Origin of the sequence: Rhodobacter sp. 24-YEA-8, assembly GCF_900105075.1 — a bacterium.
GTDB lineage: Bacteria > Pseudomonadota > Alphaproteobacteria > Rhodobacterales > Rhodobacteraceae > Pseudogemmobacter.
Window position 1 is genome coordinate 3,157,854 of the sequence record NZ_FNSK01000001.1, and the last position, 22,273, is coordinate 3,180,126.

At 63.8% G+C, this 22,273-nt stretch carries 23 protein-coding genes and 1 pseudogene; 8 read left to right on the forward strand and 16 right to left on the reverse strand.

The annotated features are described in order from the left end of the window. From BLW25_RS25525 to BLW25_RS15240, 3 genes and pseudogenes are all read right to left on the reverse strand, one after another. The gene (locus BLW25_RS25525) at window positions 1-123 is read right to left on the reverse strand and encodes a hypothetical protein (RefSeq protein WP_394328440.1); all 123 of its coding nucleotides are present in this window, start codon (window positions 121-123) and stop codon (window positions 1-3) included. An 86-nt stretch (window positions 124-209) separates the two neighbouring features. Beyond that, window positions 210-317: pseudogene (locus tag BLW25_RS25530) on the reverse strand (ABC transporter ATP-binding protein); the annotation flags it as partial. Window positions 318-502: 185 nt separating this feature from the next. After that, window positions 503-826: an ABC transporter permease family protein gene (locus BLW25_RS15240; RefSeq protein WP_253188482.1), complete on the reverse strand. Its 324-nt coding sequence runs from the start codon at window positions 824-826 to the stop codon at window positions 503-505. 230 nt (window positions 827-1,056) lie between these two features. Here BLW25_RS15240 and BLW25_RS24460 point away from each other — a divergent pair, with 230 nt between their 5' ends. Next, window positions 1,057-1,206: a hypothetical protein gene (locus BLW25_RS24460; RefSeq protein ID WP_171909575.1), complete on the forward strand. Its 150-nt coding sequence runs from the start codon at window positions 1,057-1,059 to the stop codon at window positions 1,204-1,206. A gap of 71 nt (window positions 1,207-1,277) precedes the next feature. Here BLW25_RS24460 and BLW25_RS15245 read toward each other — a convergent pair whose 3' ends face one another. The 6 genes from BLW25_RS15245 to BLW25_RS24730 all read right to left on the reverse strand — a co-directional run bounded on the left by BLW25_RS15245 (window position 1,278) and on the right by BLW25_RS24730 (window position 5,723). Beyond that, window positions 1,278-1,511, reverse strand: a complete 234-nt coding sequence (locus tag BLW25_RS15245; protein WP_092900520.1) for a hypothetical protein — start codon at window positions 1,509-1,511, stop codon at window positions 1,278-1,280. Between the two features lie 192 nt (window positions 1,512-1,703). Beyond that, entirely contained in the window at window positions 1,704-2,636 is a 933-nt protein-coding gene (locus BLW25_RS15250) for an ROK family protein (RefSeq protein WP_092900521.1), read from the reverse strand. Further along, window positions 2,633-3,781: an N-acetylglucosamine-6-phosphate deacetylase gene (locus BLW25_RS15255; RefSeq protein WP_092900522.1), complete on the reverse strand. Its 1,149-nt coding sequence runs from the start codon at window positions 3,779-3,781 to the stop codon at window positions 2,633-2,635. The genes BLW25_RS15250 and BLW25_RS15255 overlap by 4 nt, the downstream gene beginning before the upstream one ends. A 2-nt stretch (window positions 3,782-3,783) precedes the next feature. After that, the gene (locus tag BLW25_RS15260) at window positions 3,784-4,902 is read right to left on the reverse strand and encodes a D-TA family PLP-dependent enzyme (RefSeq protein ID WP_092900523.1); all 1,119 of its coding nucleotides are present in this window, start codon (window positions 4,900-4,902) and stop codon (window positions 3,784-3,786) included. Continuing rightward, window positions 4,902-5,429, reverse strand: coding sequence for an MlrC C-terminal domain-containing protein (locus BLW25_RS24725; RefSeq protein ID WP_216279374.1), 528 nt, complete (start codon window positions 5,427-5,429; stop codon window positions 4,902-4,904). Before BLW25_RS24725 ends, BLW25_RS15260 begins: the two co-directional genes overlap by 1 nt. Before the next feature lie 12 nt (window positions 5,430-5,441). Continuing rightward, on the reverse strand, window positions 5,442-5,723 hold the full coding sequence (locus BLW25_RS24730) for a M81 family metallopeptidase (RefSeq protein WP_253188483.1): 282 nt from the start codon (window positions 5,721-5,723) through the stop codon (window positions 5,442-5,444). Between BLW25_RS24730 and BLW25_RS24465 the strand changes: the two genes are divergently transcribed. After that, the gene (locus BLW25_RS24465) at window positions 5,712-5,867 is read left to right on the forward strand and encodes a hypothetical protein (protein ID WP_171909432.1); all 156 of its coding nucleotides are present in this window, start codon (window positions 5,712-5,714) and stop codon (window positions 5,865-5,867) included. The two genes, BLW25_RS24730 and BLW25_RS24465, sit on opposite strands and share 12 nt — an antisense overlap. A gap of 178 nt (window positions 5,868-6,045) precedes the next feature. Further along, window positions 6,046-6,231 (forward strand): hypothetical protein, encoded by a 186-nt coding sequence (locus tag BLW25_RS24025; RefSeq protein ID WP_143040524.1) that lies wholly within the window; start codon window positions 6,046-6,048, stop codon window positions 6,229-6,231. 634 nt (window positions 6,232-6,865) lie between these two features. Here the strand turns inward: BLW25_RS24025 and BLW25_RS24030 are convergent. The 7 genes from BLW25_RS24030 to BLW25_RS15305 all read right to left on the reverse strand — a co-directional run bounded on the left by BLW25_RS24030 (window position 6,866) and on the right by BLW25_RS15305 (window position 15,502). After that, entirely contained in the window at window positions 6,866-7,072 is a 207-nt protein-coding gene (locus BLW25_RS24030) for a hypothetical protein (RefSeq protein ID WP_143040525.1), read from the reverse strand. 99 nt (window positions 7,073-7,171) lie between these two features. Next, window positions 7,172-8,512 (reverse strand): sugar ABC transporter substrate-binding protein, encoded by a 1,341-nt coding sequence (locus BLW25_RS15280; RefSeq protein ID WP_171909576.1) that lies wholly within the window; start codon window positions 8,510-8,512, stop codon window positions 7,172-7,174. A gap of 65 nt (window positions 8,513-8,577) precedes the next feature. Continuing rightward, the gene (locus BLW25_RS15285) at window positions 8,578-9,921 is read right to left on the reverse strand and encodes a sugar ABC transporter substrate-binding protein (RefSeq protein WP_092900531.1); all 1,344 of its coding nucleotides are present in this window, start codon (window positions 9,919-9,921) and stop codon (window positions 8,578-8,580) included. 109 nt (window positions 9,922-10,030) lie between these two features. Continuing rightward, entirely contained in the window at window positions 10,031-11,368 is a 1,338-nt protein-coding gene (locus BLW25_RS15290; RefSeq protein ID WP_092900532.1) for a sugar ABC transporter substrate-binding protein, read from the reverse strand. Window positions 11,369-11,400: 32 nt separating this feature from the next. Next, a complete protein-coding gene (locus BLW25_RS15295; RefSeq protein ID WP_092900533.1) occupies window positions 11,401-12,804 on the reverse strand; it encodes an NtaA/DmoA family FMN-dependent monooxygenase in 1,404 nt (467 codons plus the stop codon). Window positions 12,805-12,815: 11 nt separating this feature from the next. Beyond that, the gene (locus tag BLW25_RS15300; protein ID WP_092900535.1) at window positions 12,816-13,814 is read right to left on the reverse strand and encodes an ABC transporter permease; all 999 of its coding nucleotides are present in this window, start codon (window positions 13,812-13,814) and stop codon (window positions 12,816-12,818) included. Further along, entirely contained in the window at window positions 13,811-15,502 is a 1,692-nt protein-coding gene (locus tag BLW25_RS15305) for a sugar ABC transporter ATP-binding protein (RefSeq protein WP_092900538.1), read from the reverse strand. The genes BLW25_RS15300 and BLW25_RS15305 overlap by 4 nt, the downstream gene beginning before the upstream one ends. Window positions 15,503-16,006: 504 nt before the next feature. Between BLW25_RS15305 and BLW25_RS15310 the strand changes: the two genes are divergently transcribed. The 5 genes from BLW25_RS15310 to BLW25_RS15330 are packed head-to-tail and all read left to right on the forward strand — an operon-like array spanning window position 16,007 to window position 22,249. Further along, window positions 16,007-17,347 carry a sugar ABC transporter substrate-binding protein gene (locus tag BLW25_RS15310; protein WP_171909577.1) on the forward strand — a complete coding sequence of 447 codons (1,341 nt, stop codon included), beginning with the start codon at window positions 16,007-16,009 and terminating at the stop codon, window positions 17,345-17,347. Between the two features lie 21 nt (window positions 17,348-17,368). Next, window positions 17,369-18,778 (forward strand): FAD/NAD(P)-binding protein, encoded by a 1,410-nt coding sequence (locus tag BLW25_RS15315; RefSeq protein WP_171909578.1) that lies wholly within the window; start codon window positions 17,369-17,371, stop codon window positions 18,776-18,778. After that, a complete protein-coding gene (locus BLW25_RS15320) occupies window positions 18,765-20,030 on the forward strand; it encodes an acyl-CoA dehydrogenase family protein (protein ID WP_092900546.1) in 1,266 nt (421 codons plus the stop codon). The genes BLW25_RS15315 and BLW25_RS15320 overlap by 14 nt, the downstream gene beginning before the upstream one ends. A 12-nt stretch (window positions 20,031-20,042) precedes the next feature. After that, entirely contained in the window at window positions 20,043-20,900 is an 858-nt protein-coding gene (locus BLW25_RS15325; RefSeq protein WP_092900548.1) for an oxidoreductase, read from the forward strand. After that, the gene (locus BLW25_RS15330; RefSeq protein ID WP_092900550.1) at window positions 20,897-22,249 is read left to right on the forward strand and encodes an LLM class flavin-dependent oxidoreductase; all 1,353 of its coding nucleotides are present in this window, start codon (window positions 20,897-20,899) and stop codon (window positions 22,247-22,249) included. Before BLW25_RS15325 ends, BLW25_RS15330 begins: the two co-directional genes overlap by 4 nt. Window positions 22,250-22,273 lie beyond the last annotated feature (24 nt).

Below are 22,273 nucleotides of genomic sequence, written 5' to 3' on the forward strand. Positions count from 1 at the left end.
TCAGCCCCTGATCGTTCCGGACGAGAGGCGGCGTTCCAGCGCCTCGCCTGCCGTGTCAAACAGACTGCAGTCGGCGGCACTGAACCCGACGGTGGCCGCCTGGTCGCCGGGCAGGAAATTCATCCGCAGATTGCCGATGACCCCCGCGACGAATGTGTTTTGCGGCTTGTGATACAGGTCCTGCGGCGCACCGCCCCGGGCGATTTGGCGCCAATCTGTTTATGCAGCCGGGTGAGTTCAATCCGCATATCGGCGCGCAGGGCGGCATCAGAATTCGAGAGCGGCGCGTCAAAGAGGAAGATTTCGGCGCCTTCGACGGAATAAGGCGTGATGTCCTGATAGGCCGTCAGCGCGGCGAGGACTTCGGTACTGTCCATGGTGATGCTGCCATCGGCGTCGATGATCTGGTCGTTATTGGTACAGGCTCAGTGCAGGAACTGGTGGACGGGAGTGTCAAAGGTCCTGGCGGGCAGGGCGGTGGTGCAGGCCAGCACCGCGCCGATCAGGCTGTTCCGAAAGAGGTCGGACACGTCACATACTCCCGGTTGTGAAGGGTATTTTTTACCGCCCCGGCGGTCAGCCCGCCGACAAGGTATCTTTGCAGGAAAAGGATGATGATCATGGCTGGGGCGATGCCTAGGAAAGCGGTGGCCATCAACTCGTTCCAGAGCACATCCTGCTTGCCGAAAAAGGCATAAAGGCCAATCGGCAGAGGCATGTATTCGGTTCTGGAATTGAAGGTCAGCGCGAAGGTGAATTGCTCGTCCATCGACAAATCCAGCACACCTGCCGCAGGGGTATCGAGGCGCGAGACCGGCAGGGCCACGCCTTTGGTTTCAAAGGCTGCGCAACGGCGGACCTGGTAGTCGAAGATATCACCATCGGAAACGAAGGCTTTCTCCGACCCGTTCCAGCCCGACGGTTTTTATAGAACATATCCACATCGTTGACGCCATAAATGCGCGGGCCATTTTCCGGGATAAAGGTCTTCCTGCCTCCGAAAGACGCCACCCGCTCGGGCCACGCCCGGATCAGCCCGTTGTAAAGGTCGAGATCATGGCAGCATTTCTCCTGGCGCCGCCAGTCGCGCATGAAAAGCGCGCCGTGGCAGCAGGGGTAGATATGTTCGGCCGCCTCGACCGAGACGATATCGCCCAGAGGGTCGGCGTCACGCGCCGCCAGAGGTCGCGGTGCGACGGCGCGTAGCGCACACGGGGGCGACCGAGGGGTTCTCAGGCCAGTATCGCACCAGCAGATGCGCCAGCGCATAAGTGTCCTCAGGTGATGAGATGATGGGTTTTTCCGAGAAGACCTGCCCCCGCTTCCAGCCCCAGCCGGATATGGTCAAGGTGGAAATGATCGGACGAGCTGATCATCGGCAGATCGAAACCGCCGGCCTTTACCAGCGCCTCGGCGCTTTCATGCGAGATGCCGGCGGGGATGCCATGTCCGGTCAGGGTCGCCGCCCCGGCCCTGGATCTCGAAATCCGGGTCCATTTCGCGGAATACATGGGCAAGATAGCCGAGACAAAAAGCCGGGGCCGATAATCGCACCTCGTATAATTCACTCCCTGGGGGGATTACCTTTCTGTAACCTGGAGGGATCGCGCGATGATCCCCAATGAGTTTTCGATGGCGCAGACTGTTGCACGCAAAACCGGCGGAACATCACTCCGCCGGGCAAGCAGGAAATATGGGGCGGGTCAGCCGTCGCGCTTCCGGTTCAGGCCAAGCACTGCTGCGCCGACAAGGCCGGGCTCGATCGGGCATTGTGCCTGGACGATCAGCGGGCGGGAAAGCCGTTGCAGGATCCGTCCCCGAACCGCCTTATCCAGCGCGTCGATCAGCGGACGCGCATTCGACAGGCCGCCGCCCACCGCGATCACCCCGGCCCCGAGCATGTTCTGCACCATGGCGAGAGGGCCAGAGAGCAGGTCGAGCCAGATCGCGATGGTGCGCGAGGCTGCGGGCTCCTCAGCCTGCCAGGCGGCAATGATGTCCTCTGCGGTTAGTGCCACGCCGCCAAGGGCGAGATGCAGCTTTTCCATCCCGCGCGCCGAACAGATCGCGTCAAGGCAGCCGGTCTGGCCGCAGCCGCAGGGAAAGGCCGGAAGCACGGTATCGCCGACAATGCGCTGGGCGACAGGGCCATGGCCCCATTCGCCGGTAAAGCCGCCGCCTGATCCGCCGCCCGATGCGGAACTGTCATTGATCAGCCGGCCCCGGACCACGATGCCGCCACCGACCCCGGTGCCGAGGATGATGCCGAACACGACCGCATGGCCGCGCCCGGCGCCGATGGTGGCTTCGGCCAGCGCAAAGCAATCGGCATCATTGCCCAGAACCACCGGCAGGCCGAGCGCCGCCTCAAGGTCAGAGCGCAGGCGCCGTCCGCTCAGGCAGGGGATATTTGCCACGGTCGCGATGCCGGTTTCCGGGTCGATCACCCCGGCGATGGAAAAGGCGAGACAGTCGGGCCGCTCGGGTGCGGCGTCGATGGCGGACTGCAAAACGCTGGTGAAGGCGGTGAAATCCAGGGCCGGTGTCGGAACGCGGATCGTTGGCCTGATGTCGTCGGGGCCAAAGGCTTCGGCGATCTTTATCGTGGTGCCGCCGATGTCAAAGCACAGGATCACGACCGCGCCTCCTGTGCGGCAATCCCGCCAGAGGGTGCGCCTGCAATCCAACAGCCGAGGACCTGCAGCGCATCGTCCAGGCAGATCAGATCCGCCCATGTGCCGGGCCGCAGATGCCCGCGATCCGTCAGGCCAAGCGCCGCCGCTGGCGCTGCCGAGCCCAGGCGCAGTGCCGCGCCCATGTCCAGGCCCAGCCGCAGATGGCAGTACCGCACCGCATCTGCGAGCGCGATATCAGCACCGGCCAGGGTGCCGTCTGCGAGGGTCAGCCTTCCCCCGGCACGGAAAATTTCACGACCGTTCAGCATGAAGCCGGTCAGATCGCTGCCGACGGTCGACATCGCGTCTGACACGAGAAACACCTCCCCGGGCTTTGCCCGCAGCGCGACCTGCATCGCGGCATCGGCGATATGAAAGCCGTCTGCGATCAGCCCGGCATGAAGGCCGGGCGCCGTCAGCGCGGCGCCGACCAGCCCAGGGGCGCGGTGGCCGAGCTGGCTCATGGCGTTGAAGAGATGGGTGACCATGCGGGCGCCCGCCGCGATATAGTCGCGCGCGGTGTCATAGTCGCAATCGCTGTGGCCGAGGCTCACCGTTACCCCGGCTGCGACAAGCGCGCGCACCTGATCCGGCGTGACCGATTCCGGCGCCAGCGTCACGATCAGATGCCGCAGCCGGCCCGCCGCAGCGAGGATCATGCCGAGGTCCTGATCCTGCATCACCCGGATCAGCGCGGGGTCGTGGGTGCCTTTGCGGGCCAGCGACAGATGCGGGCCTTCGAGATGCAGCCCGAGGAAGCCAGGCACGCATGCCGCTTCCGCCGCCGCGACCGCGCGGTCGGTGATATCGGGGCGGTCGGTGATCAGCGTCACCATCACAGCCGTGGTGCCAAGTTGCGCATGCGCGGCGCAGATCGTTGCGATCCCCCCTGGCGTGGGGTCATTATTGAATAGCACCCCGCCACCGCCATTGACCTGAAGGTCGATATAGCCGGGCGCGATCAGGCCGGGCAGGCGCGGCCCAGGGGGGGCCGCACCCGACGGGCGGATCGCGGTGATCCGGCCCGCGTCAAAGCTGATCGCCGCATCCTGGTGCCAGGTCTCACCATCGAAGATCTGGCCTGCGTGAAGGGTTCCGTTGCCCATGCTCACCAGACTGTGCCCCGCGCGGCCAGAGGCTCGACCCGCGTGACCACGCCATTCTTGTGGAACACCATCCGGTCAAAGAGGTTCGAGACCACACAGGTATGGTTCGGCACCACCCGCACCAGATCGCCAACCTGCGGCAGGGGGCTGGTACAGGCGCTCAGATCGACCACGGCATGTTCCTCGGAAAGGCTGGTGATCCTGGCGCCCGCGAGGCCTTCGATCTCGCCGTAGTCCGTAAAGCCCAGCAGATCAGAAGTCAGCGTCTTCGATCCGCAATCGAGAACCGCACGCACAGGCGTCGGGCGGGAGACCACCGTCGCCAGCACATGCATCGCCAGATCCTCCGGCCCGCACGCGCCCGCCCGCACCATCGAGCGGTCATTATAGACGTAAGTGCCGGCGCGATGCTCGGTCGCCGAAGGCACCAGATGCGCTTTCCACAGATCGGGCGAGCCGCCATTCGTGCGCATAGGGCAGGGAAGGCCCGCCTGCGCCAGCAGCGCCATGGTCTCTTGCAGGAAGGCCTCGACCCGCGCGGCGCCGCCAGGGCCGGGATAAGTCATCAGCCCGCCGAAATTCAGGCCCGGCGCGGCGGTGATCAGCTGCGCCAGGGCGAAGGCATCGGCGGCGCTCTGCACGCCGCAGCGCCCGCCGCCGGTATCGCATTCGACCAGAACGGTGAGCGGTTTCTCTGCCGGGAAAGCTGCCGCCAGCCCCGCCACCGTCACCGCCGAATCCGTCGTTACCGCCAGCCGCGTCACACGGGCGTTCAGCGCGAGCAGCCGCGCGACCCGCACCGGCCCGAGGATGTTATAGGTGATCAGGATATCGTCGAATCCGGCATCGGCAAAGGCCTCGGCCTCGGTCAGCTTCTGGCAATTGATGCCCACAGCCCCGGCCGTGATCTGCTGACGGGCCACGGCGGCGATCTTATGGGTTTTGATATGGGGGCGGAAATTCAGCCCATGCGCCGCCATATAGTCCTGCGCCCGCGCGATGTTGGTGGCGAGCCGGTCCTCGTCGATCACCGGCAGCGGTGTTGCCACATCTGCCAGCGGCGTGCCGGCTTCGGGCCAGGGAAAACCCGGAATGGGAAGGCCGGGTGGGGGAAAGCTCATCACATCTCTCCGAAAGGGTCATCCATGCGCGGCCAGATATCCGCCCGGACCAGCCGGTAGGGATTGGGTGCCGGAATATTCGGATAGGGCTTCCCGGCGCCGCAATAAAGCACTTCCGAGGCGATGGGCGCAAAAGCTGCACAGAAATGGTTGGTTGATCTGATCACGACGATATTTTGCGCCACCGGATCGATCCCGAGCGCGGTGAAAAGTGAAGGGTCATAGCTTTGCACCCGCAGGGTCTTGAGGAGGACCGCGATCCCGGTCGTCTCGCCCGCACGGTCGAGAGGCGCAATCTGCGCCGCCGGACCGACAAGCGCGATGCTCTCGCCGAACCGCATTTCGGCCTCCGCATTCAGACCGATGACCCGGATCAGCGCGTCGCAGTGCTTGCCGGTCTCGGGCGCGGATCTGGCGTCAAAGCGCAGGGGCTTCCCGGCGCCCTCGCCGGCGACGAAACAAAGCTGCGCCGCTACCGGGGCCCAGGGCGCGCCAATGGCCACGCCGCGCGCGCGCCTCAGTCTCATTGATCTGCGGCATCATATGCTTGCCGCGATTGCGAGAAGCGCGCGCCCGAGTTGCTTGGCCAGGATGCGCCAGAGACCCTCGGCGCGGCCGACGAAATCGGTATGGGGGAATTCCTTGAAGACGGTGAGGAAATCCGGTGCGGCGACGCGTTTTGCAGTCAGATGGTTGTGGAGGGGCATCTCGGCGCCACGCAGCCCCAGCACCACTGCATCCACCGGCAACGCGCGCTGCAGCCGGGCAAGCATTTCGTCCTGGACGAGCCGCTGAACAAAACCGTCGTGATGGTACTGCATGACATCAATTTCGCCTCGGCCCATTCCGACCGGTTTATCGCGATGAAGGCCGGGCGCGTGATCCGCGAAGGCAGCGCGGCCGAGATCGTTCCGCCCCTTTCTCCTTTGTCCTGGCCTCAGAGCCGGACCTGGGCGGCCAGCTGACCGAACGGCCCACCTCGTAAAGCGGGGTGATCGGGTTGAAATCCTGGCCATCGATGGCGCGGTCGCCACAGGTCCTGTCGCAAAGGTTGTTGACCCCGGCCCGGTTCACCGGGCCCTCGACCGCAGGCGGCTGATCATCGGTGAAGAGGTTCGGTACTGCATAGCCCGCGACGGCTTAATGACCGTGGCATCTCTGTGGCCACTGGCCTTTGCCGCCCTGATCGAGCCGCCAAAGGTCAAGGCACTGCCCTCTGGCATGTGCCGCGCCTCGATGGCCAGCACGCCCCCGAGAGGGGTTCCAGGATCGACCGCGCGCCAGCTGTCGGTGCCGGCGCCGTTTACTTTGATCCTGCTTTGCGAGTAGCGCGCAGATAGCCGCTCTCCCGGCCATTCATGATCACGCGGTCGCGGGCAGCGACGATCTTTGACAGGAAAATCTCGCCACCGAGGCTGCGATTACCGGTCTCAGAGTCAAAACCAGCGCGAAACTTTTCGACCGCGAAGCGTCAGAGCATCGGCCCGCATCACAGACTATCGAGGCATAGCCGCTCAACCCCGAGAAATCGCTCTTACGGCCGGAGATGCCGGTAACGCTCTGGTCATTTCAGAGAAGCCCGAAAGATCTCGACAGCCCTCGGTCGGTTCAGGCCGCGCCTGGGCATAAAGGTCAACATTTCTGGCTTTTTCGGACAGCGGGCCGAAGGTCAGATCGCCAAAGGTGCTGTCCTGGTTGTAACAGTCGACGCCGGCGGTGATCGTATTGGTATCTGACAGGTAGAAGCGGTTTTCTGCCCGTGCCGGGAAGTCTGGTGCAGCGTTCAATGGCGGCGCAAGGGCTGCGGCGCGTCATCATCCATGCGCTGTCCGCACAGCTTGAACCGGTGACCTTCGGGGGGGGCATAGGCCAGTTTTACTTGTGCCGAGGTCACAGCGGTGGTGCTGCCTTCGAGCCTGGTGCCGGGGCCGGTTCTGTCATCCTTGCCCTCGGCGCGTTTGTCTTAAAGCAACCATTCGAAGCCGGCATAGCGGCCGGAAAGTGTTCCGGTTTCAGCAGCAGCATTTTGATACGGAAGATCCCGTGAAGTCGCGTCGCGATCAGGTGCGGCGTGTTCAGCGCCCGCGCCGCACCTGTTCTGCACATGCTCGACCGTGACAATGCCAATCCGCGCAAGCGCGGCTGTCTCGCGAAAGGTCGGTTTGCGCAACACCCGGACCTGGTTCGGGCACCGAGGGAAGATGGCTATGTTCCGGGCGGTGAAGCAAGCTGTTCACCGCCCGGCACGAGGGTTGGATAAAGACAGCGCTCAGGTCGATTTATGCGGCGAAGGTCCGTCGAATTTGATTTTATAGTGATCGGCATATTCCGCGCGCAGCTGATCCCATTCGCCATTGTCGCGCGCCGCAAGATAGGGTGCCGGGTATTCCCAGCTCGCGGGGCGGTCGACACCGGCCCAGGCCTTGTCGACATCCAGCGGGAAAACCTCGGCCTGGGGGTCCCAGTCGTCGGGATGCAGGACCTTAGAAATCTTGCGGTAATCAAAGGGATCAAGGCCGTTCGTATCGACATAGCGTTCGATATAGCTTTCGACATTCTCCGCCGTGACCGTGAGCGAGCGCCAGTTGAGCAGCCGCTCGGACGCGCGCGGCACCCAGCCGTGGCTGACATCATAGATGCGGCCGGTCAGGATCGCCGCCGCATAGGCGGGGCTGTTCCCTGAAGTCGCCAGCTGTTTGCCGTCGCGGATCGCCTGGGCGCCAAGGCTGGTGCCATCGGCGCCGACCACGAGGATATCCTCGCCCGGGCGCAGACCGGCGGCCTGGATCGCCGCAATCGCGCCCTGTGCCACATCGTCATTCTGCGCCACGACCCCTTTCAGGCCGGGATGGCGGGTCAGCAGATCTTCGGTGGCCTTCAGCGAATCTTCGCGGTTCCATTTGCCCGGCAGCGTGTCGACCAGCCTTGTCTTCGGGAAATCGCGGAACGCGTCGTCACGCCCGCGCGAGCGTTGCAGATCGGTCAGATTGCCATTGGTGCCGGTCACGCCGACGATATCACCGCCGCCGAACTTTTCCGTCACAGCCGCCAGCAGTTTCGCGGTCACCGCGCGATGGGCCTCGAATTCTTCGGGCACGGTGTAAAGCGTCCAGTAATCCGAGGCTTCGAACGGGGTGAACCAGGGCAGGCTGTCCCAGACATTGGCGACCCAGACCTTGTTTTGCTCGGCCAGCCGGCTGACGCCCCGGATGGTGCCACCATCGGCCAAGTTGAAGATCCCGGCCTGCACACCCGAGGTCACCTGTTGTTCGAACTGATTGAACTGGCGTTCGCCGTCGAACTGGCTGTCGAGCCCGGTATACGAGAAATCCAGCGCTTTGGTTGCAGATTCAAAGGCGCCATTCAGGATCTGGTTATATTCATTCGACATGAAAGCCGAGATGAAGGCCAGTTTACCATTCCCCGAGGCCAGCGCGACATTCGGCATTCCCGCCGCCGCCGCAAAGGCCGAGGCTGCGGCCCCGGCCGATGCCATTGCGAGGAAATCGCGCCGCGATACGCCATGGGTGTCGAGGCGCTCCATATGACGCCCGACGGCTTTCGGGTTATCAAGATCGCGCATCCAGCGCGGCAGGGTGACTTTGCCCATTTCCATATCCTTTTGTTCTGTTCTGCCGGGGCTGCGTATTGCGCGCAGCCCGGGCCTGCGTCGGCTCAGGCCGGTTTGTTCGGCGAAGGCCCGTCGAATTTGATCTTGTTGCGGGCGGCGTAATCCTCGCGGACCGCGTCGAACTCGCCATGCGCCTTTGCCTCGGCGAGAGCCGCGGGAAGGGTCCAGCCTTCGGGGCGCTGATAGCCTTTCCAGATCTCTTCGGTCTCGGCGGGGTAGACATAGGCCTGGGGATCCCAGTCATCGGGGTTCAGGACGCGCGAGAATTTGCGGAAATCAAAGGGATCAACGCCGTTATTGTCGACATAGCGTTCGACATAGGCATCGACATTGTCCTTCGTCACCACGGTCGGTTTCCAGAACAGCTGACGTTCTGCCGCGCGCGGTTTCCAGCCATTTGCCACATCATAAAGCCAGCTGGTCAGGAAGGCGCCGGTAAAGACCGGGCTGTTGCCGCTGGTCGAGGTCTGAAGCCCTTCCTGGATCGCCTTTGCCCCCAGCGAGGTGCCATCCGCCCCGCCGACGAAGAAATCCTCGCCCGGCCTGAGCCCGGCATTCCTGAGCGCGGTCAGCGCCCCCTGGGCCTCGTCATCGTTCTGCGCGACGATACCCCTCAGGTTGCCGTTGCGGGTCAGGAGATCCTCGGTCGCACGCAAGGATTCCTCGCGCAGCCATTTGCCGGGCAGCTCGTCGGTCTGACGGATATTCGGGAATTCCTCCAGCGCGAGATTGCGGCCCGCATTGCGCGAGATCTCGCACCAGTTGCCGGGGGTGCCGGTCAGCGCCGCAACCTCGCCCTCGCCGAATTTGTCGGTCACGGCCTGATAGACGGCGCGGGCGACGCCGCGATGGGCCTCGTCCTCATGCGGGTTCAGATAGACGGTGAAATAGTCGCCGACATCAAAGGGGGTAAACCAGGGCACGCTGTCCCAGATCGCGGCGAAAAAGGTCTGGTTGTCTTCGGCAAACTGCCCGGCGCGGCGCAGTGCCGAGCCGTCGAGGATGTTGAAGAACCCGCCGATCGCCTGTTCGGTGCCAAGCTGTTCAAACTGCGACAATTGCCGCCCGGAATCGATCTGGCCGTCGAAAAAGCTGTAATTCAGCCCAAGCGCAGATGCCGCTTTTTCAGCGCCGAGGCTGACGAGCTGATTATATTCGGTGCTGGCGCTCCAGGCCAGATAGGCCACCTTATTCGATCCCGAGGCCACCGCGACATTGGGCATCCCAAGTGCTGCCGCCGCCGCGCTGGCCGCGACACCGGCCGAGGCGAGCGACAGGAAATCGCGCCGCGACACGCCGCTGGTATCCAGCCGCTCCATATGGCGGTCGATGATCTTTTTCTGCGTGAAGTCGGGCAGATGCCGGGGGTTAAAGCCTTTGCGGACCATGATGGCCTCCGTGAGGGTGCAACCGGCCGCATCGCGCCGCGACCAGCGGGCGAAGGGCCTGGAAAAAGCGGGGCGGGGGGACCCGGCCCGTTACGGGCCGGGATGGAGGTCAGGCCTTGTTCGGCGAAGGCCCGTCATATTTGATTTTGTAGTGATCGGCATATTCCGCCGCGACCGCAGCGCTTTCGCCATTCTCACGCGCGGCAACATAGGCGGCGGGGTATTCATAGCCCTGGGGCTTGTCGATCCCGGCGAAGTTATTGTCGATATCCAGCGGATAGACCTCGTTCTGCGGATCCCAGTCTTCCGGGTGCAGCACTTTCGACATGCGTTTGTAATCGAACGGTTCGACATCGCCATTGTCGACATAGCGTTCGATCCAGCCGTCGATATTCGACTGATCCAGCGTCAGCGTGTTCCAGTTCAGCTGCCGTTCCGGTGCGCGCGGCACCCAGCCGTTCAGCACGTCGTAGATCCGCGTGGTGAAAAGCGCGGCGGCGAATGCCCCGGTATTCCCCTTGGTTGCCAGCATCTCGCCGTTCTTGACCGCCTTCGACCCGAGCCCGGTGCCCGAGGTGCCGACGATCAGCACATCCTCGCCCGGGCGCAGGCCGGCGGCCTTCAGCGCCGCGATGGAGCCAAGCGCGATATCGTCGTCCTGGGTCACGATGCCGACCACATTCGGGTTGCGGGTCAGCAGATCTTCGGTCGCTTTCAGTGCGTCCTCGCGGTTCCATAGGCCCGGAAGCTCATCGACCAATTTCGTCTTCGGGAATTTCTCGAAAGCCTGGTCGCGGCCGCGGTTCCGTTGCAGCTCCAGAAGGCTGCCTTTCGATCCGGTGACGCCGATGATGTCGCCGCCGCCGAATTTCTCGGTGACTTCGGCCAGCAGCACTTCGGTGATTTCGCGATGCGCAGTGACCTCTTCCGAGACCGCGAAGAGGGTGTAGTATTCATCGGCGTCAAAGGGGGTGAACCAGGGCAGGCTGTCCCAGACATTGGCGACATAGATCTTGTTTTGCGAGGCGACACGCGAGATCCCCCGGATCGCGCTGCCATCCGCCAGGTTGAAGATCACGCCATTGGTGCTGGCCGCGACCTGGCTTTCAAACTGGTTATATTGCTTTTCGCCATCCAGCGAGCTGTCGAACGAGCTGTAATTCAGCCCCAGAACCTCACCTGCCTTTTTCGCGGTGCGGTCAAAGGTGACGTTCCATTCATTGATCAGGAAGCCGGTGAGATAGGCGAATTTGCCGTTTTCCGAGGCAATCGCGGTGGCGGGCAGGCCGAGATAGGCTGCCCCTGCCGCCGCCGCAGCACTTGCCGAGGCAAAGGACAGGAAGTCGCGCCGCGACACGCCGCTGGTGTCGAGCCGCTCCATATGGGCGTCGATCACTTTGCGGTTGGTAAAGTCGGGCATCCGACGGGCGAGGTCTTTGAAGTTCATCTTGATAGGGCCTTGGCTCAGGTTGGTAAGGGTTATTTTGCCGGAACGGTCGCGGCTTTTGCGACCGGCGCGGTGGCTTGCGCAAAGGCGCCGCGATAGCGCGATGCCGGGTGACGGGTGTTGACGCGGGCTCCCTCGCCGAGGATTTTCTCGCGATAGGTCCCGGGGGCGTAGTCGCGCTGCGCGAGGCCGCGTTTTTGCAGTACTGGCACCACATGTTCGGCGAATTCCAGGAACGACGCCGGCAGGCGGTGATAGCTGACATTGACGCCGTCGATTCCGGCCTCCTGCCAGACTTCCAGTGCATCGGCGATGCTTTCCGGTGTGCCGGTGATATTGCCGGCCTTCGCATAGACCTGGCCCAGATCGCGCACTTTCGGGACCACGCCGGGGTTTGAATCCTCAAACGCGCGGACCACGCCCTGAACGCCCTCGATCTCCAGCTCTTTCACCGGGCGTTCCGGGTCGAGAACGCCAAGGTCAATGCCCAGATCGCGCGAGAGATGCGCGAGATAGCCGTCGAGGCTGACATCCTCACTGATGTCGCGGGCTTTCCGCGCCGCCTCTTCCTCGGTCGAGCCGATGATGAAGCTCATGCCCTGGATATATTTCAGATCGCCGACCTTGCGCCCGGCCTCGATCAGATAGCGGTTGGTTTCCTCGATCTGGCGGCGCGCCCCTTCGGGTTTTTGCGCGACGATATAGGTGCCTTCTGCGTTACGGGCCGCAAAGGCGCGACCGGCGGTTGATGATCCGGCCTGGAACAACAGCGGCACCCGCTGCGGTGAGGGCTGCGACAGATGCGGGCCCAGCACCTTGTAGCGTTTGCCCTCATGATGGATGCGGTGGATTTTGGCCGGATCGGCGTAGCGGTTGCCTTTTTTATCGGCCAGCACCGCGCCCTCGTCCCAGGATCCTTCCCAGAGCTTATAGACCACGTCGATATATTCATCGGCCCAGGCGTAGCGCTCGTCATGTTTGACGATGCGGTCAAAGCCGAAATTCTGCGCCGCGTTATGGCTGACCGATGTCACCAGGTTCCAGCCGATCCGCCCTTTCGAGAGATGATCCAGCGTCGAGATCTTGCGGGCGAAGTTGAACGGATGTTCCTGCAGGATCGAGGAGGTCAGGGTGAGGCCCAGCTGATCCGTTGCGCCGATCAGCGCGGCAATCAGCGCGCCGGAATCGTTGATCGGGATCTGGACGGCCTCTTCGATATAGGTCTCCCACCCGCCTTTATAGGCCGGGTCGACTCCGATGATATCGGCGGAAAAGAGGGCGTCGAATTTGGCGGCCTCCAGCGCTTTTGCCAGCGTGGTCCAGGTGTTCAGATCGTTGAATTCGGTTTGCAGCGTATCGTCACGGCGCCAGAGGCCGTGATGGATATGCGAGACAGAGTTCATCACGAACCCGTTGAGGATCAGACGTTTGGTCATGAGCTTATGCCTTATTTGATGACCTGATCAGCGCCGGATTTGCGGCTGACCAGCACGGCGGCGATGACGACGAGGCCCTTGATGATCATCTGCAGGAACTGCGAGACGCCCATCAGGTTGAGGCCATTGTCGAGGATCGCGATGATGAGAACGCCGATCAGCGTGCGGTGAACGCCGCCGACACCGCCGGCCAGAGAGGTGCCGCCCACCACGATTGCGGCCAGGCTGTTCAGCAAAAGATCCGAGCCAAGCGATGGCCCCGCCGCGCCGAGGCGCGCGACCGCCAGGATCGCACCAAAGCCCGCAAGCAGCCCCGACAGCGCGAAGGCGTAAAGCTTATACCGTTCCACCGGGACGCCTGCGGTGCGCGCGACCTGCTCGCCGCCGCCGATCAGGTACATATAGCGGCCAAAGCGTGTGCGGGTCCCGATGACGACCAGCACCACCCAGGCGAGGATCGCCCAGAGCGCGATATTCGGCAGGCGCGGGATCCATTGGCCGATCGAGATATCTTCCAGCCCCGGGGCGTTGAACTGGATGGCGCGGCCATCAAGCAGTGTCAGCGCGATGCCGGAGAAAACTGACAGCGTGCCGAGGGTGACGATGAAAGAGGGGATCTTTCCGCGGGTATAGATCAGCCCGTTCACCAGCCCGAGGCCCGCGCCGACAAGGGCTGCAAAGGGGATCACCAGCCAGCCGATGCTGAACGCGTTCAGCACCGAGACCGAGACCGCACCGACCAGCAGCACAATCGCGCCGACAGAAAGGTCAATCGACCCCATCAGCACGATGAACGTCGCGCCAAGGCAGACGATCAGCAGCGTCGCCGCCTGGCCGCTGACGGCCGAGAAATTGCGCAAAGTGGCGAAACTGTCGGTGGCAAAGCTGAAAAAGACGAACAGCGCCAGCACGACCCCGATGGGGAACCAGAGCGAGGTCTCGACCTTTGCAAAAAGGCCGGTGAGGGGGGACAGGAAGGTGCGGCCTTCCGGATGCGGGGCGGTGGTCATTCTGCGGCTTCCAGCTGTGTTTCAGGTGCGGCGGTTTGGGCGCCAGGGGCAGGGTTGGCCACGGGCTGCGCCCGGGGCGCGGCCTGGCCGGGGTCGCTCAGCATCAGGCCGACAAGGGTCTGTTCCGAGGGTTTGTCATCCGCCGGCGCGGCCACTTCGGCCACCACGCCGCCATGTTGCAGGATCAGGATGCGGTTCGAGAGGCCAATGAGTTCGAGGAGTTCATCGGTGATCAGGATGATCGCGACGCCCTGATCGGTCAGGTCGCGCAGCACGCGGTAAATTTCCTGTTTCGCCCCCGCATCGACACCGCGCGTCGGGTTGTCGAGGATCAGCACATCGGGTTTGCGCTCCAGCCAGCGGGCCAGCACCACCTTTTGCTGATTGCCGCCCGAGAGCCGCGACATGGCAAGATCTGGTGTGGCCGAACGGATCGCCAGCGCGTCGATATGGGCGCGGACGGCGCGGCGTTCCTTCCGGCCGCGCCAGATTCCGAAGCGGTTCGAAAACAGATCGCCGCCGCTGCCGGTCGAGAAATTCCAGGCAGTGGGGAAAGAGGGGATGATGCCCTCGGCAAGGCGTTCCGCCGGGATATAGCCAAGCCCCTCGCGCGTGGCGCGGCCGATATCGGGGCGCCGGAGCGGGCCATTCCCGATCGCGACCTGACCGGCAAGCGGCCGGATCACACCGGCAATCGCCTTACCGAGCCGCGACTTGCCGGAATCGAGCAGCCCGCCAATGCCAAGGATCTCGCCCGGCCGGATCTCAAGATTGATCTCTGGCCCATCGGCCAGCACGCGCAACCCCTCGGCCCGCAAGGCGGGCGTCACCGGCAGCGTGGTCTGCTGGCGGTTCTCGTAATAGTAGTCGGTGGCGCGTTCACGCCCGACCATGAAACCATGCAGCCGGTGCTCGTCGGTTTCTGCGGGCGTTACCCGGGTGACCATCTCGCCGTCTTTCAGAACATAGATCACATCCGAGATGTCCAGCACCTCGGTCAGCCGGTGCGAGACGAAGAGGAGCGAGCCATATTGGCGGATTTTGCGCACCAGCCCGAAAAAGCTCTCTTCGTCGCGCCGGTCGAGCGCCGAAGTCGGCTCGTCCAGCAAGACCAGAGGTTCTGTGACCCCGCGCAGAAGTTTCGGCGTCAGGCAGGCCCGGGCGATCTCGATGGATTGCCGGGTCGAGAAATCATAGTCACCGGTCTTGCGACGGACATCGACATCCAGCCCCGCCTCCTGAACGATTTCCCGTGCGGCGCGGATCATCGCATCGCGATCAACCCATTGGCCAAACCTGGTAAAACGCGCCTCTTCACCCAAAAGCAGGTTTTCATAGACCGGCACATTCTGGACGAGGGATTGTTCCTGAAAGACGCGGGTGATGCCCTGCGCCACCGCCGCGCGATGGCTCGGCGGGCTAAAGGGCGCACCGGCGAGATGCAGCGTGCCATGATCGGGCGCAGTCAGGCCCGAAAGGATGTTGAATATGGTCGATTTCCCGGCGCCATTCTCTCCGACCAGCGTCACCACCGATCGGCGCGGCACGTCAAAAGAGACGTCGGAGATCACCTGTACGGGGCCATAGGATTTCGAAAGGTTGCGCACCTCCAGCAGGTTGTCGCCAGTTTGTGCCGCGTCCCCCGGCCTCTGCGCCGGGATGGAGTTCCATTCTGATCTGAATGACATTTCGCTGTTCCGGGATGGATGCAACAAGCCTCTCTTTGCCCGGGGACAAAAAGTCTGGCTCGCCACCGGCTACGGACCTCCGCAGCCTCATTCCGGTGAATATAGGCAAGTCAGAGAGTAAGTGTTTCCAAACATTCCCCGCTTGCGGCGATGCAGCATTCTTAAATCACGATTCTTACAGGCGATATTTTCTCCGTCTCGCCTGTCAGCTGCGCTTTGCTGAAATTACAGGTCGATTCTGAGAGGTTATTGCCCGCAGATTGGAAGGGTGGCGCCAGGGCAATTCCTGCCGGGGCAGAATATTTTTCGCCTCAAGTGGCCACGAACAGATCATATCTTCTGTTGAGCGCATTCCTTCCAATTCGACCCGGCTAATTGGCAGGAATTTCCCGGATCTGCACCGAGAATGATAAAGATCTGACTGCGCCCCCTGTGTCATCTGTTCTGGCGCCAGGCCCTGACGCTGAGCGTTGCGGGATGCCGGCATCAGATGCGGAGATATCCATGAAATTCCTGAAACAGGCCGGCGGATGGTTTTCCCCCGATGGTTCTGCGGCGGTTGACGCTCACCTTGACCGGCTCGACACGAAAGGCGTGTCGCGGCGCGATCTGCTGGCGCTCGGGTCGGCGGGGCTGGCGGCGACTGCTTTTGCCGGGGTCAGCGGTCTGCCGAATGTGGCGCTTGCGTCGGCGGATGGCAAACTGGCCTATCTGGCCTGGACCAGCCGGGTCGAATTCATGATCCAGGCGAGCCGCGCAACCGAAGCCGCCACCCGTGAGTTTGGCTTTTCCTATAGCTATCTCGATGGTCAGATGAGCAGCCAGACCCAGCTGGACCAGGCTGAACAGCAGCTGGGCCTTGGCGTGAATGCGATCATCCTGCATGCGCCTGATGGCAGTGCGGTGCGGCGGATTGCGGAATATTCGGCGCAGAACAAGACCTATTTCTCGAATGTATGGGCCACTTTACCCTGGCTGACCCCCTTCGATGTCAGTGATTACTACACGCTCTATGCGGTGCCCGAAGAGTTCACGGCCCATGGCGCGGTGACGCGGATCCTGCTTGACGAGGTGACAAAGCGCTTTGGCGGCGGCAAGATCATCGGCGTGACCGGAGTGCCCGGCTTCTCGACCGATACGGTGCGCAGCCGGGGTCGGGATGCGGCCTTTGCCGATTTCCCCAAAACCACGCTTGCCGACCAGCTGCCGGGCCTTTTCAACCGCGAGGATTCGCTCAAGGCCGCCCAGGATCTGCTGACCCGCCACCCCGATATAAGGGGCGTGGTGGCGCAAAATGACGATGTGGCGATGGGGGTGATCGCCGCGCTGCGCGCGGCCGGACTGGTGCCGGGCGAGGATGTGCTGGTGGTTGCCGCCGATGGCACGGCCGAGGGGCTGCTGGCGGTCAAAAGCGGGCAGTTGTTGGCCACTTCGGCCAATTCTCCGGCCTATCAGGCAGGCCTTTTCACCTCGCGGCTTTATGACGTTCTGAATGGCTGGCAACCGCGTGCCTCTGAACGGATGCAAAACTGGAAATCGCTGATCGTTACGGCGGAGAACGTCGACGGCTATATCGCGCGCCATGTCGATAATGGCGATGTTTTGCCCTTTGATTATCGCCGCATGTCGAAAGTTCTTCACCCGGATGACTGGGATCCCCAGGCACAGGTGACGCCGCTTGATATTGACCAGGAATGGAACGGGTTTGAGAAACCCCCGGGCTGGGATTATCCGGCGCCTTATAAAGCCGCCAAAGAGAATGGCGAATGGGAGGCGGTGACGGCGGAATATGCCGAACATTACCGGATCCCGTTCGAGGGACCTTCGCCTTTCGCGAAATCCTGATCATGGCTGATGATTTCAGCCATGACTAACCAGGCGACAAGGGCCGTATTCGTGATCGGCGACGGGCTTTCCGGGGCGCTCGTGGCGGCGGCTCTGCTGCGCCAGGGCGCCGAGGTGATCCTGATCGGCGAGAATGGCCGGCCGGGGCGGGGCACTGCCTATACCGCTGGTGCAGATATCCACCAGGCCAATGGCCCGGCCTCGGCGCTCAGCGCTGACCCTGCTGACCCGGACCATTTCAGCCGCTGGCTGGAGGAGCGCTATGCCGGTGGCCCGATCCCCGGGGGCGGGCCTCAGGCGCGGGCGGCGGATGTCTTTGTGCCGCGCTGGCTTTACGGGCATTATGCCGCTTCGATCCTGGAGGCGGCAGCCCGGAATGGTGGCCTGACCTGCATCACGGCTGAGGTCACCGACCTTGCGCCGAAAGCGGGCGGGTTCAACGCCAGGCTGGCGGATGGGCGCGAGATTGCAGGCAGCCATGCCGTGCTGGCAACCGGGCTGCATTTTTCGCGCCCCGATGCAGGTCAGGCAGCGGGTAGCGCGATTGCCCCCTGGGACATCGCGCGGATGCGCGCGCTGCGGCCGGGGGCCGAAGTTGCGATCATCGGTTCGGGGCTGAGCATGGTCGATGCCGTGGCCTCGCTTGCCGAGGCAGGCCATCACGGCCATATCACGGTGTTTTCGCGCCATGGCCGCCGGCCAGAGCCGCGTCGGCTGGCGCCGGAATGGCCGGATTATCTCGCCGACCTGCCTGACCGCATCACCATCCGCGCCCTTTTCGCGCTGGTGGTCCGGGAATGCCGGCTGGCGCAGGCCTCGGGGGGCGACTGGCAATCGCCGCTTGATCTGGTGCGGGCCCATATCGGGCGCTGGTGGCGGGCTTCGGACCTAAGAGAGAAACGTCGCTTTCAGCGCCATGTCCGCAGCCTGTGGGAGGTCAACCATCACCGCGCCCCGCCCATCGGACATGCCCATGTCATTGCAGCCGCGCGCGAAGGGCGGCTGCATCAGGTCGCCTCGACCGTGCAGGGGATCAAGGAGGGCCGGGGCGTGACGATCCGCCACCGTCTGCGCGGTGGCCAGGCGGTGACGGCTTCGCGCTTCGATGCGGTGATCCTCTCTGCCGGGGTGGAATATGACTGGCGGCGGATCGAACGCCCGCTGGTTCAGAACCTGCTCGAACGCGGGCTGGTGCGACCCGGCCCCTTGTCGCTGGGGATTGACGCGGCGCCTGATGGGCGGGTGACCGACCGGGATGGGCGGTGCTCGCTTCGGCTGTTTGCCCTTGGCCCCCCTTTGCGCGGGCTGTGGTGGGAGAGCACCGCCATCCCCGACATCGCAAGGCAAGCCGTGGAAATTGCAGAAATTATAGGGTCGGAACGGGATGCTGTCTCTGACCAGACGAAGGAGAAAGTGAATGAGCCAGATTGACCAGCTTTGGGGCGCCCCCCCTGCCGCGCAGACGGATCCTGGCAGCCGGTATGAGGAGGTCGCGTCCGGCTTCCGCCCGATCCTGGCCGCGATCACCGATGCATTTGGCCGGCGCGAGCGCGAGCACAGCCTGCCGCTGGAACAGATCGCGGCGCTGAAGCAAAGCGGCTTTACCGCGACGCGGCTGCCGGTTGCAGAAGGCGGCAAGGGCCTCAGCTTTCCGGAATTCCTGAACCTGATCATCGAGCTGGCCGAGGCGGATTCGAACATCGCCCAGGCGCTCCGGGTGCATTTCGGCTTTGTCGAGGATGTGCTGAACCAGCGCGATGCGGCGCGGCGCGCGCTCTGGGCCCCGCGGCTGGCGGCGGGCGATCTGGTCGGTGTCGGCTTTACCGAGATCGGCGAGGCAAAGACCGACCGTTTTTCGACCCGGCTCAGCCAGACTGCTGACGGGCTGCGGCTGACCGGCAAGAAGTTCTACACCACCGGCACGCTTTACGCCGACTGGATCGACGTTTCCGCCAGTGATGATCAGGGCGAGACCGTCTTTGCCTTTGTGCCCCGCACCGCGCCGGGTGTGACCGTTCTGGATGACTGGGACGGGTTCGGCCAGCGGCTTTCGGCCTCGGGCACCAGCATTTACGAGAATGTCGAAGTCGCGCCCGGGAACCTCTGGCAAGGGGCCGAACGGCTGCGCTATTCGACCGCCTATTATCAGCTTTACCATCTCGCGACGCTGGTGGGCATCGGGCGGGCGCTGGTGCGTGACACAGTGGCGGAGCTTGGGTTGCGGCGGCGCACCTTCAGTCACGCGAATGCGGCGCTGCCCCGCCATGATGCTCAGGTTCTGGCGGTGCTGGGCAAGCTTCGCGCGCAGGTCTATGCCGCCCAGGCCATCACGCTGAAAGCGGCAGAGGCGGTCGGGCGCGCCTTCGCCACCCGGTTTGCCGGCGACGAGGCAGCAGAGGAGGCGGCCAATATCGTGGCCGAGCTGGAATCGGCCCAGGCGCAATCGGTGGTGATCGATCTGATCCTGGCGGCGACGACCTCGCTTTTTGACGCGCTGTCGGCCTCGGCCACGCGCAGCGGGCTGGGGCTCGACCGGCATTGGCGCAATGCCCGCACCCTCGCCTCGCATAATCCGCGTATCTACAAGGACCGGATCATTGGCGACTGGGCGGTGAACGGCACGGTGCCGCCGCCGCAATGGATCGCCGCGATACACCCGGATGCCAAACCGGCGGTGGCATAAGGGAGCAAGATCATGACATTAAGGGATAACTCTGTCTGGTTCATCACCGGTGCCTCCACCGGCTTCGGGGCGATCTTTGCCCGCCAGGCGCTGGAGGCCGGGCATCGTGTGGTCGCGACCGCGCGCGACATCCGCGCACTGGACCCGCTGGTCGCGCGGTTTGGCAATCGCGTGCTGCCGCTTGCGCTGGATGTGACGGATGACCGCGCGCGCGAGGCGGCGATCAGCGCCGCCGAGGCACGGTTCGGGGCGATTGATATCCTCGTGAACAATGCGGGATTTGGCTATCTCGCGGCCCAGGAGGAAGGCCAGGACGCCGAAATCCGCCAGCTTTTCGAGGTGAATGTCTTTGCCCTTGCGGCGCTGACGCGGCTGGTTCTGCCGGGGCAGCGGGCGCGTGGCTATGGTCATGTCGTCAATATCAGCTCGGTCGCCGGTCTCGCGGCGAAGCCTGGCGTCGGTTATTATGCGGCGACGAAATTCGCGGTCGAAGCGCTGTCAGAGGCGCTGTCGGAAGAGGTGGCCGAGTTCGGGATCCGGGTGCTTCTGGTCGAACCGGGGCCGTTCCGCACCGATTTCGCCGGGCGTTCGATCCTTGCGGCACCGCAGATCGACGCCTATCGCGGGCGCGTCGCGCATCAGCGTCCGGCTTCGATCCGGGCCAGAGCGGGCCAGGAAGACGGAGATCCCGAACGCGCGGTGCAACTGGTGCTGGCGCAGCTCGCGCGCGATGATGCACCGCTGCGGCTGGCGCTTGGCGCCGTCGCGGTCGATCGCGCATTGGAAAAGCTGGAGCCGCTGGTGGCAGAGCTGAAGGCGCAGCGCGCCCTTTCTATCGCCGCCGACCACAAACCGGAGGGGGGCGCATGAGCCGCAAGCTTCGCCTTGGTGCGTTTTTGCCCGGCGGTGGTCAGCATGTCGCGGCCTGGCGCCATCCGGATCAGCCGCTGGACGGCGCGGTCAGCCTCGCCTTTCACCAGGAGCTCGCGGCCCTGGCCGAACGCGGGCTGTTCGACGCCTATTTCCTTGCCGATACGCTTTCCGCCGAAATTGGCGGGCGCGAGGGGGGCAGTGCAAAGGCCGCCGGTTTCGAGCCGCTGACCCTGTTTGCGGCGCTTTCGGTGACGACAAAGCACATTGGTTTCATCGCCACCGCCTCGACGAGCTATGAGGAACCCTATCATGTCGCGCGCCGTTTCGCTTCACTGGATATGATTTCGGGCGGGCGCGCGGCCTGGAATGTGGTGACCTCGCATGGGGACGGGCCGGCGCGGAACTTCGGTCTTGCGGCACAATATGGCCATGACGCGCGCTATGCCCGGGCGGCCGAGCATCTCGATGTGGTCAGACAGCTTTGGGACAGCTGGGATGATGATGCCTTCCTGCGGGACCGCGCCACGGGGGTCTATTTCGACCCGGCAAAGGTGCGGCCGATCCGGCATGAGGGCAAATATTTCCGCGTCGAAGGCCCGCTGAATGCGCCGCGCCCGCCGCAGGGTCATCCGGTGATCGTCCAGGCTGGTCAATCCGAGACGGGCCGCGATTTTGCCGCCGCCTCGGCCGAGGTGATCTTTACCACCCAGCAGGATCTGGCTTCGGCCCAGGCATTTTATGCCGATGTGAAGGGGCGGGCGGCGGCATTTGGCCGGTCGTCGGATGAGATCCTGATCATGCCGGGCCTCGCCCCTTTTATCGGGGCGACAAAGGCCGAGGCCCAGGCGAAATATGACGCGTTGAACGCGCTGATCCTGCCGGAAGAGGGCATCGGGCTTCTGAACGCGCTGACCGGCGGCACGCTGGATCTGGCGGGCTATCCGCTGGACGGGCCGCTGCCCGAGGCGCCTGTGACCGAGGGGATGAAGAGCCGTCAGCAGCTTTTGCGCCGTATCGCGGATGAGACCGGTTTCTCGATCCGCGAGCTTTACGCCTGGGTTGCCACCGCGCGCGGCCATCTGACGCTGATCGGCACGCCGGTCGAGATCGCCGATCTGATGGAGGAATGGCTTATCGGCAAGGGCGCAGACGGGTTCAACATCCTGCCCCCCTGGCTGCCGGGCGGGCTTGAGGATTTCGTGACGCTTGTCATCCCCGAATTGCAACGGCGCGGTATCTTCCGCCGCGAATATGAGGGGCGGACCCTGCGCGAAAATCTCGGGCTGAAACGACCCGCGAACCGCTGGGCTACGGTCGGATCAGATCAGGGTCTGGCGGCGGAGTAAGCCGGTGCCGGGGCGCCTGTCGTC

Excerpts from the sequence above, each read along its gene's own strand:
- BLW25_RS25525 (WP_394328440.1), bottom strand. The coding sequence starts at position 123 with ATGAATTTCCTGCCCGGCGACCAGGCGGCCACCGTCGGGTTCAGTGCC.
- BLW25_RS24460 (WP_171909575.1), top strand. The coding sequence starts at position 1,057 with ATGGCAGCATTTCTCCTGGCGCCGCCAGTCGCGCATGAAAAGCGCGCC.
- BLW25_RS15245 (WP_092900520.1), bottom strand. The coding sequence starts at position 1,511 with ATGTATTCCGCGAAATGGACCCGGATTTCGAGATCCAGGGCCGGGGCG.
- BLW25_RS15255 (WP_092900522.1), bottom strand. The coding sequence starts at position 3,781 with ATGGGCAACGGAACCCTTCACGCAGGCCAGATCTTCGATGGTGAGACC.
- BLW25_RS15260 (WP_092900523.1), bottom strand. The coding sequence starts at position 4,902 with ATGAGCTTTCCCCCACCCGGCCTTCCCATTCCGGGTTTTCCCTGGCCC.
- BLW25_RS24725 (WP_216279374.1), bottom strand. The coding sequence starts at position 5,429 with ATGAGACTGAGGCGCGCGCGCGGCGTGGCCATTGGCGCGCCCTGGGCC.
- BLW25_RS24465 (WP_171909432.1), top strand. The coding sequence starts at position 5,712 with ATGGTACTGCATGACATCAATTTCGCCTCGGCCCATTCCGACCGGTTT.
- BLW25_RS24730 (WP_253188483.1), bottom strand. The coding sequence starts at position 5,723 with ATGCAGTACCATCACGACGGTTTTGTTCAGCGGCTCGTCCAGGACGAA.
- BLW25_RS24025 (WP_143040524.1), top strand. The coding sequence starts at position 6,046 with ATGACCGTGGCATCTCTGTGGCCACTGGCCTTTGCCGCCCTGATCGAG.
- BLW25_RS15280 (WP_171909576.1), bottom strand. The coding sequence starts at position 8,512 with ATGGGCAAAGTCACCCTGCCGCGCTGGATGCGCGATCTTGATAACCCG.
- BLW25_RS15285 (WP_092900531.1), bottom strand. The coding sequence starts at position 9,921 with ATGGTCCGCAAAGGCTTTAACCCCCGGCATCTGCCCGACTTCACGCAG.
- BLW25_RS15290 (WP_092900532.1), bottom strand. The coding sequence starts at position 11,368 with ATGAACTTCAAAGACCTCGCCCGTCGGATGCCCGACTTTACCAACCGC.
- BLW25_RS15295 (WP_092900533.1), bottom strand. The coding sequence starts at position 12,804 with ATGACCAAACGTCTGATCCTCAACGGGTTCGTGATGAACTCTGTCTCG.
- BLW25_RS15300 (WP_092900535.1), bottom strand. The coding sequence starts at position 13,814 with ATGACCACCGCCCCGCATCCGGAAGGCCGCACCTTCCTGTCCCCCCTC.
- BLW25_RS15305 (WP_092900538.1), bottom strand. The coding sequence starts at position 15,502 with ATGTCATTCAGATCAGAATGGAACTCCATCCCGGCGCAGAGGCCGGGG.
- BLW25_RS15310 (WP_171909577.1), top strand. The coding sequence starts at position 16,007 with ATGAAATTCCTGAAACAGGCCGGCGGATGGTTTTCCCCCGATGGTTCT.
- BLW25_RS15315 (WP_171909578.1), top strand. The coding sequence starts at position 17,369 with ATGACTAACCAGGCGACAAGGGCCGTATTCGTGATCGGCGACGGGCTT.
- BLW25_RS15320 (WP_092900546.1), top strand. The coding sequence starts at position 18,765 with ATGAGCCAGATTGACCAGCTTTGGGGCGCCCCCCCTGCCGCGCAGACG.
- BLW25_RS15325 (WP_092900548.1), top strand. The coding sequence starts at position 20,043 with ATGACATTAAGGGATAACTCTGTCTGGTTCATCACCGGTGCCTCCACC.
- BLW25_RS15330 (WP_092900550.1), top strand. The coding sequence starts at position 20,897 with ATGAGCCGCAAGCTTCGCCTTGGTGCGTTTTTGCCCGGCGGTGGTCAG.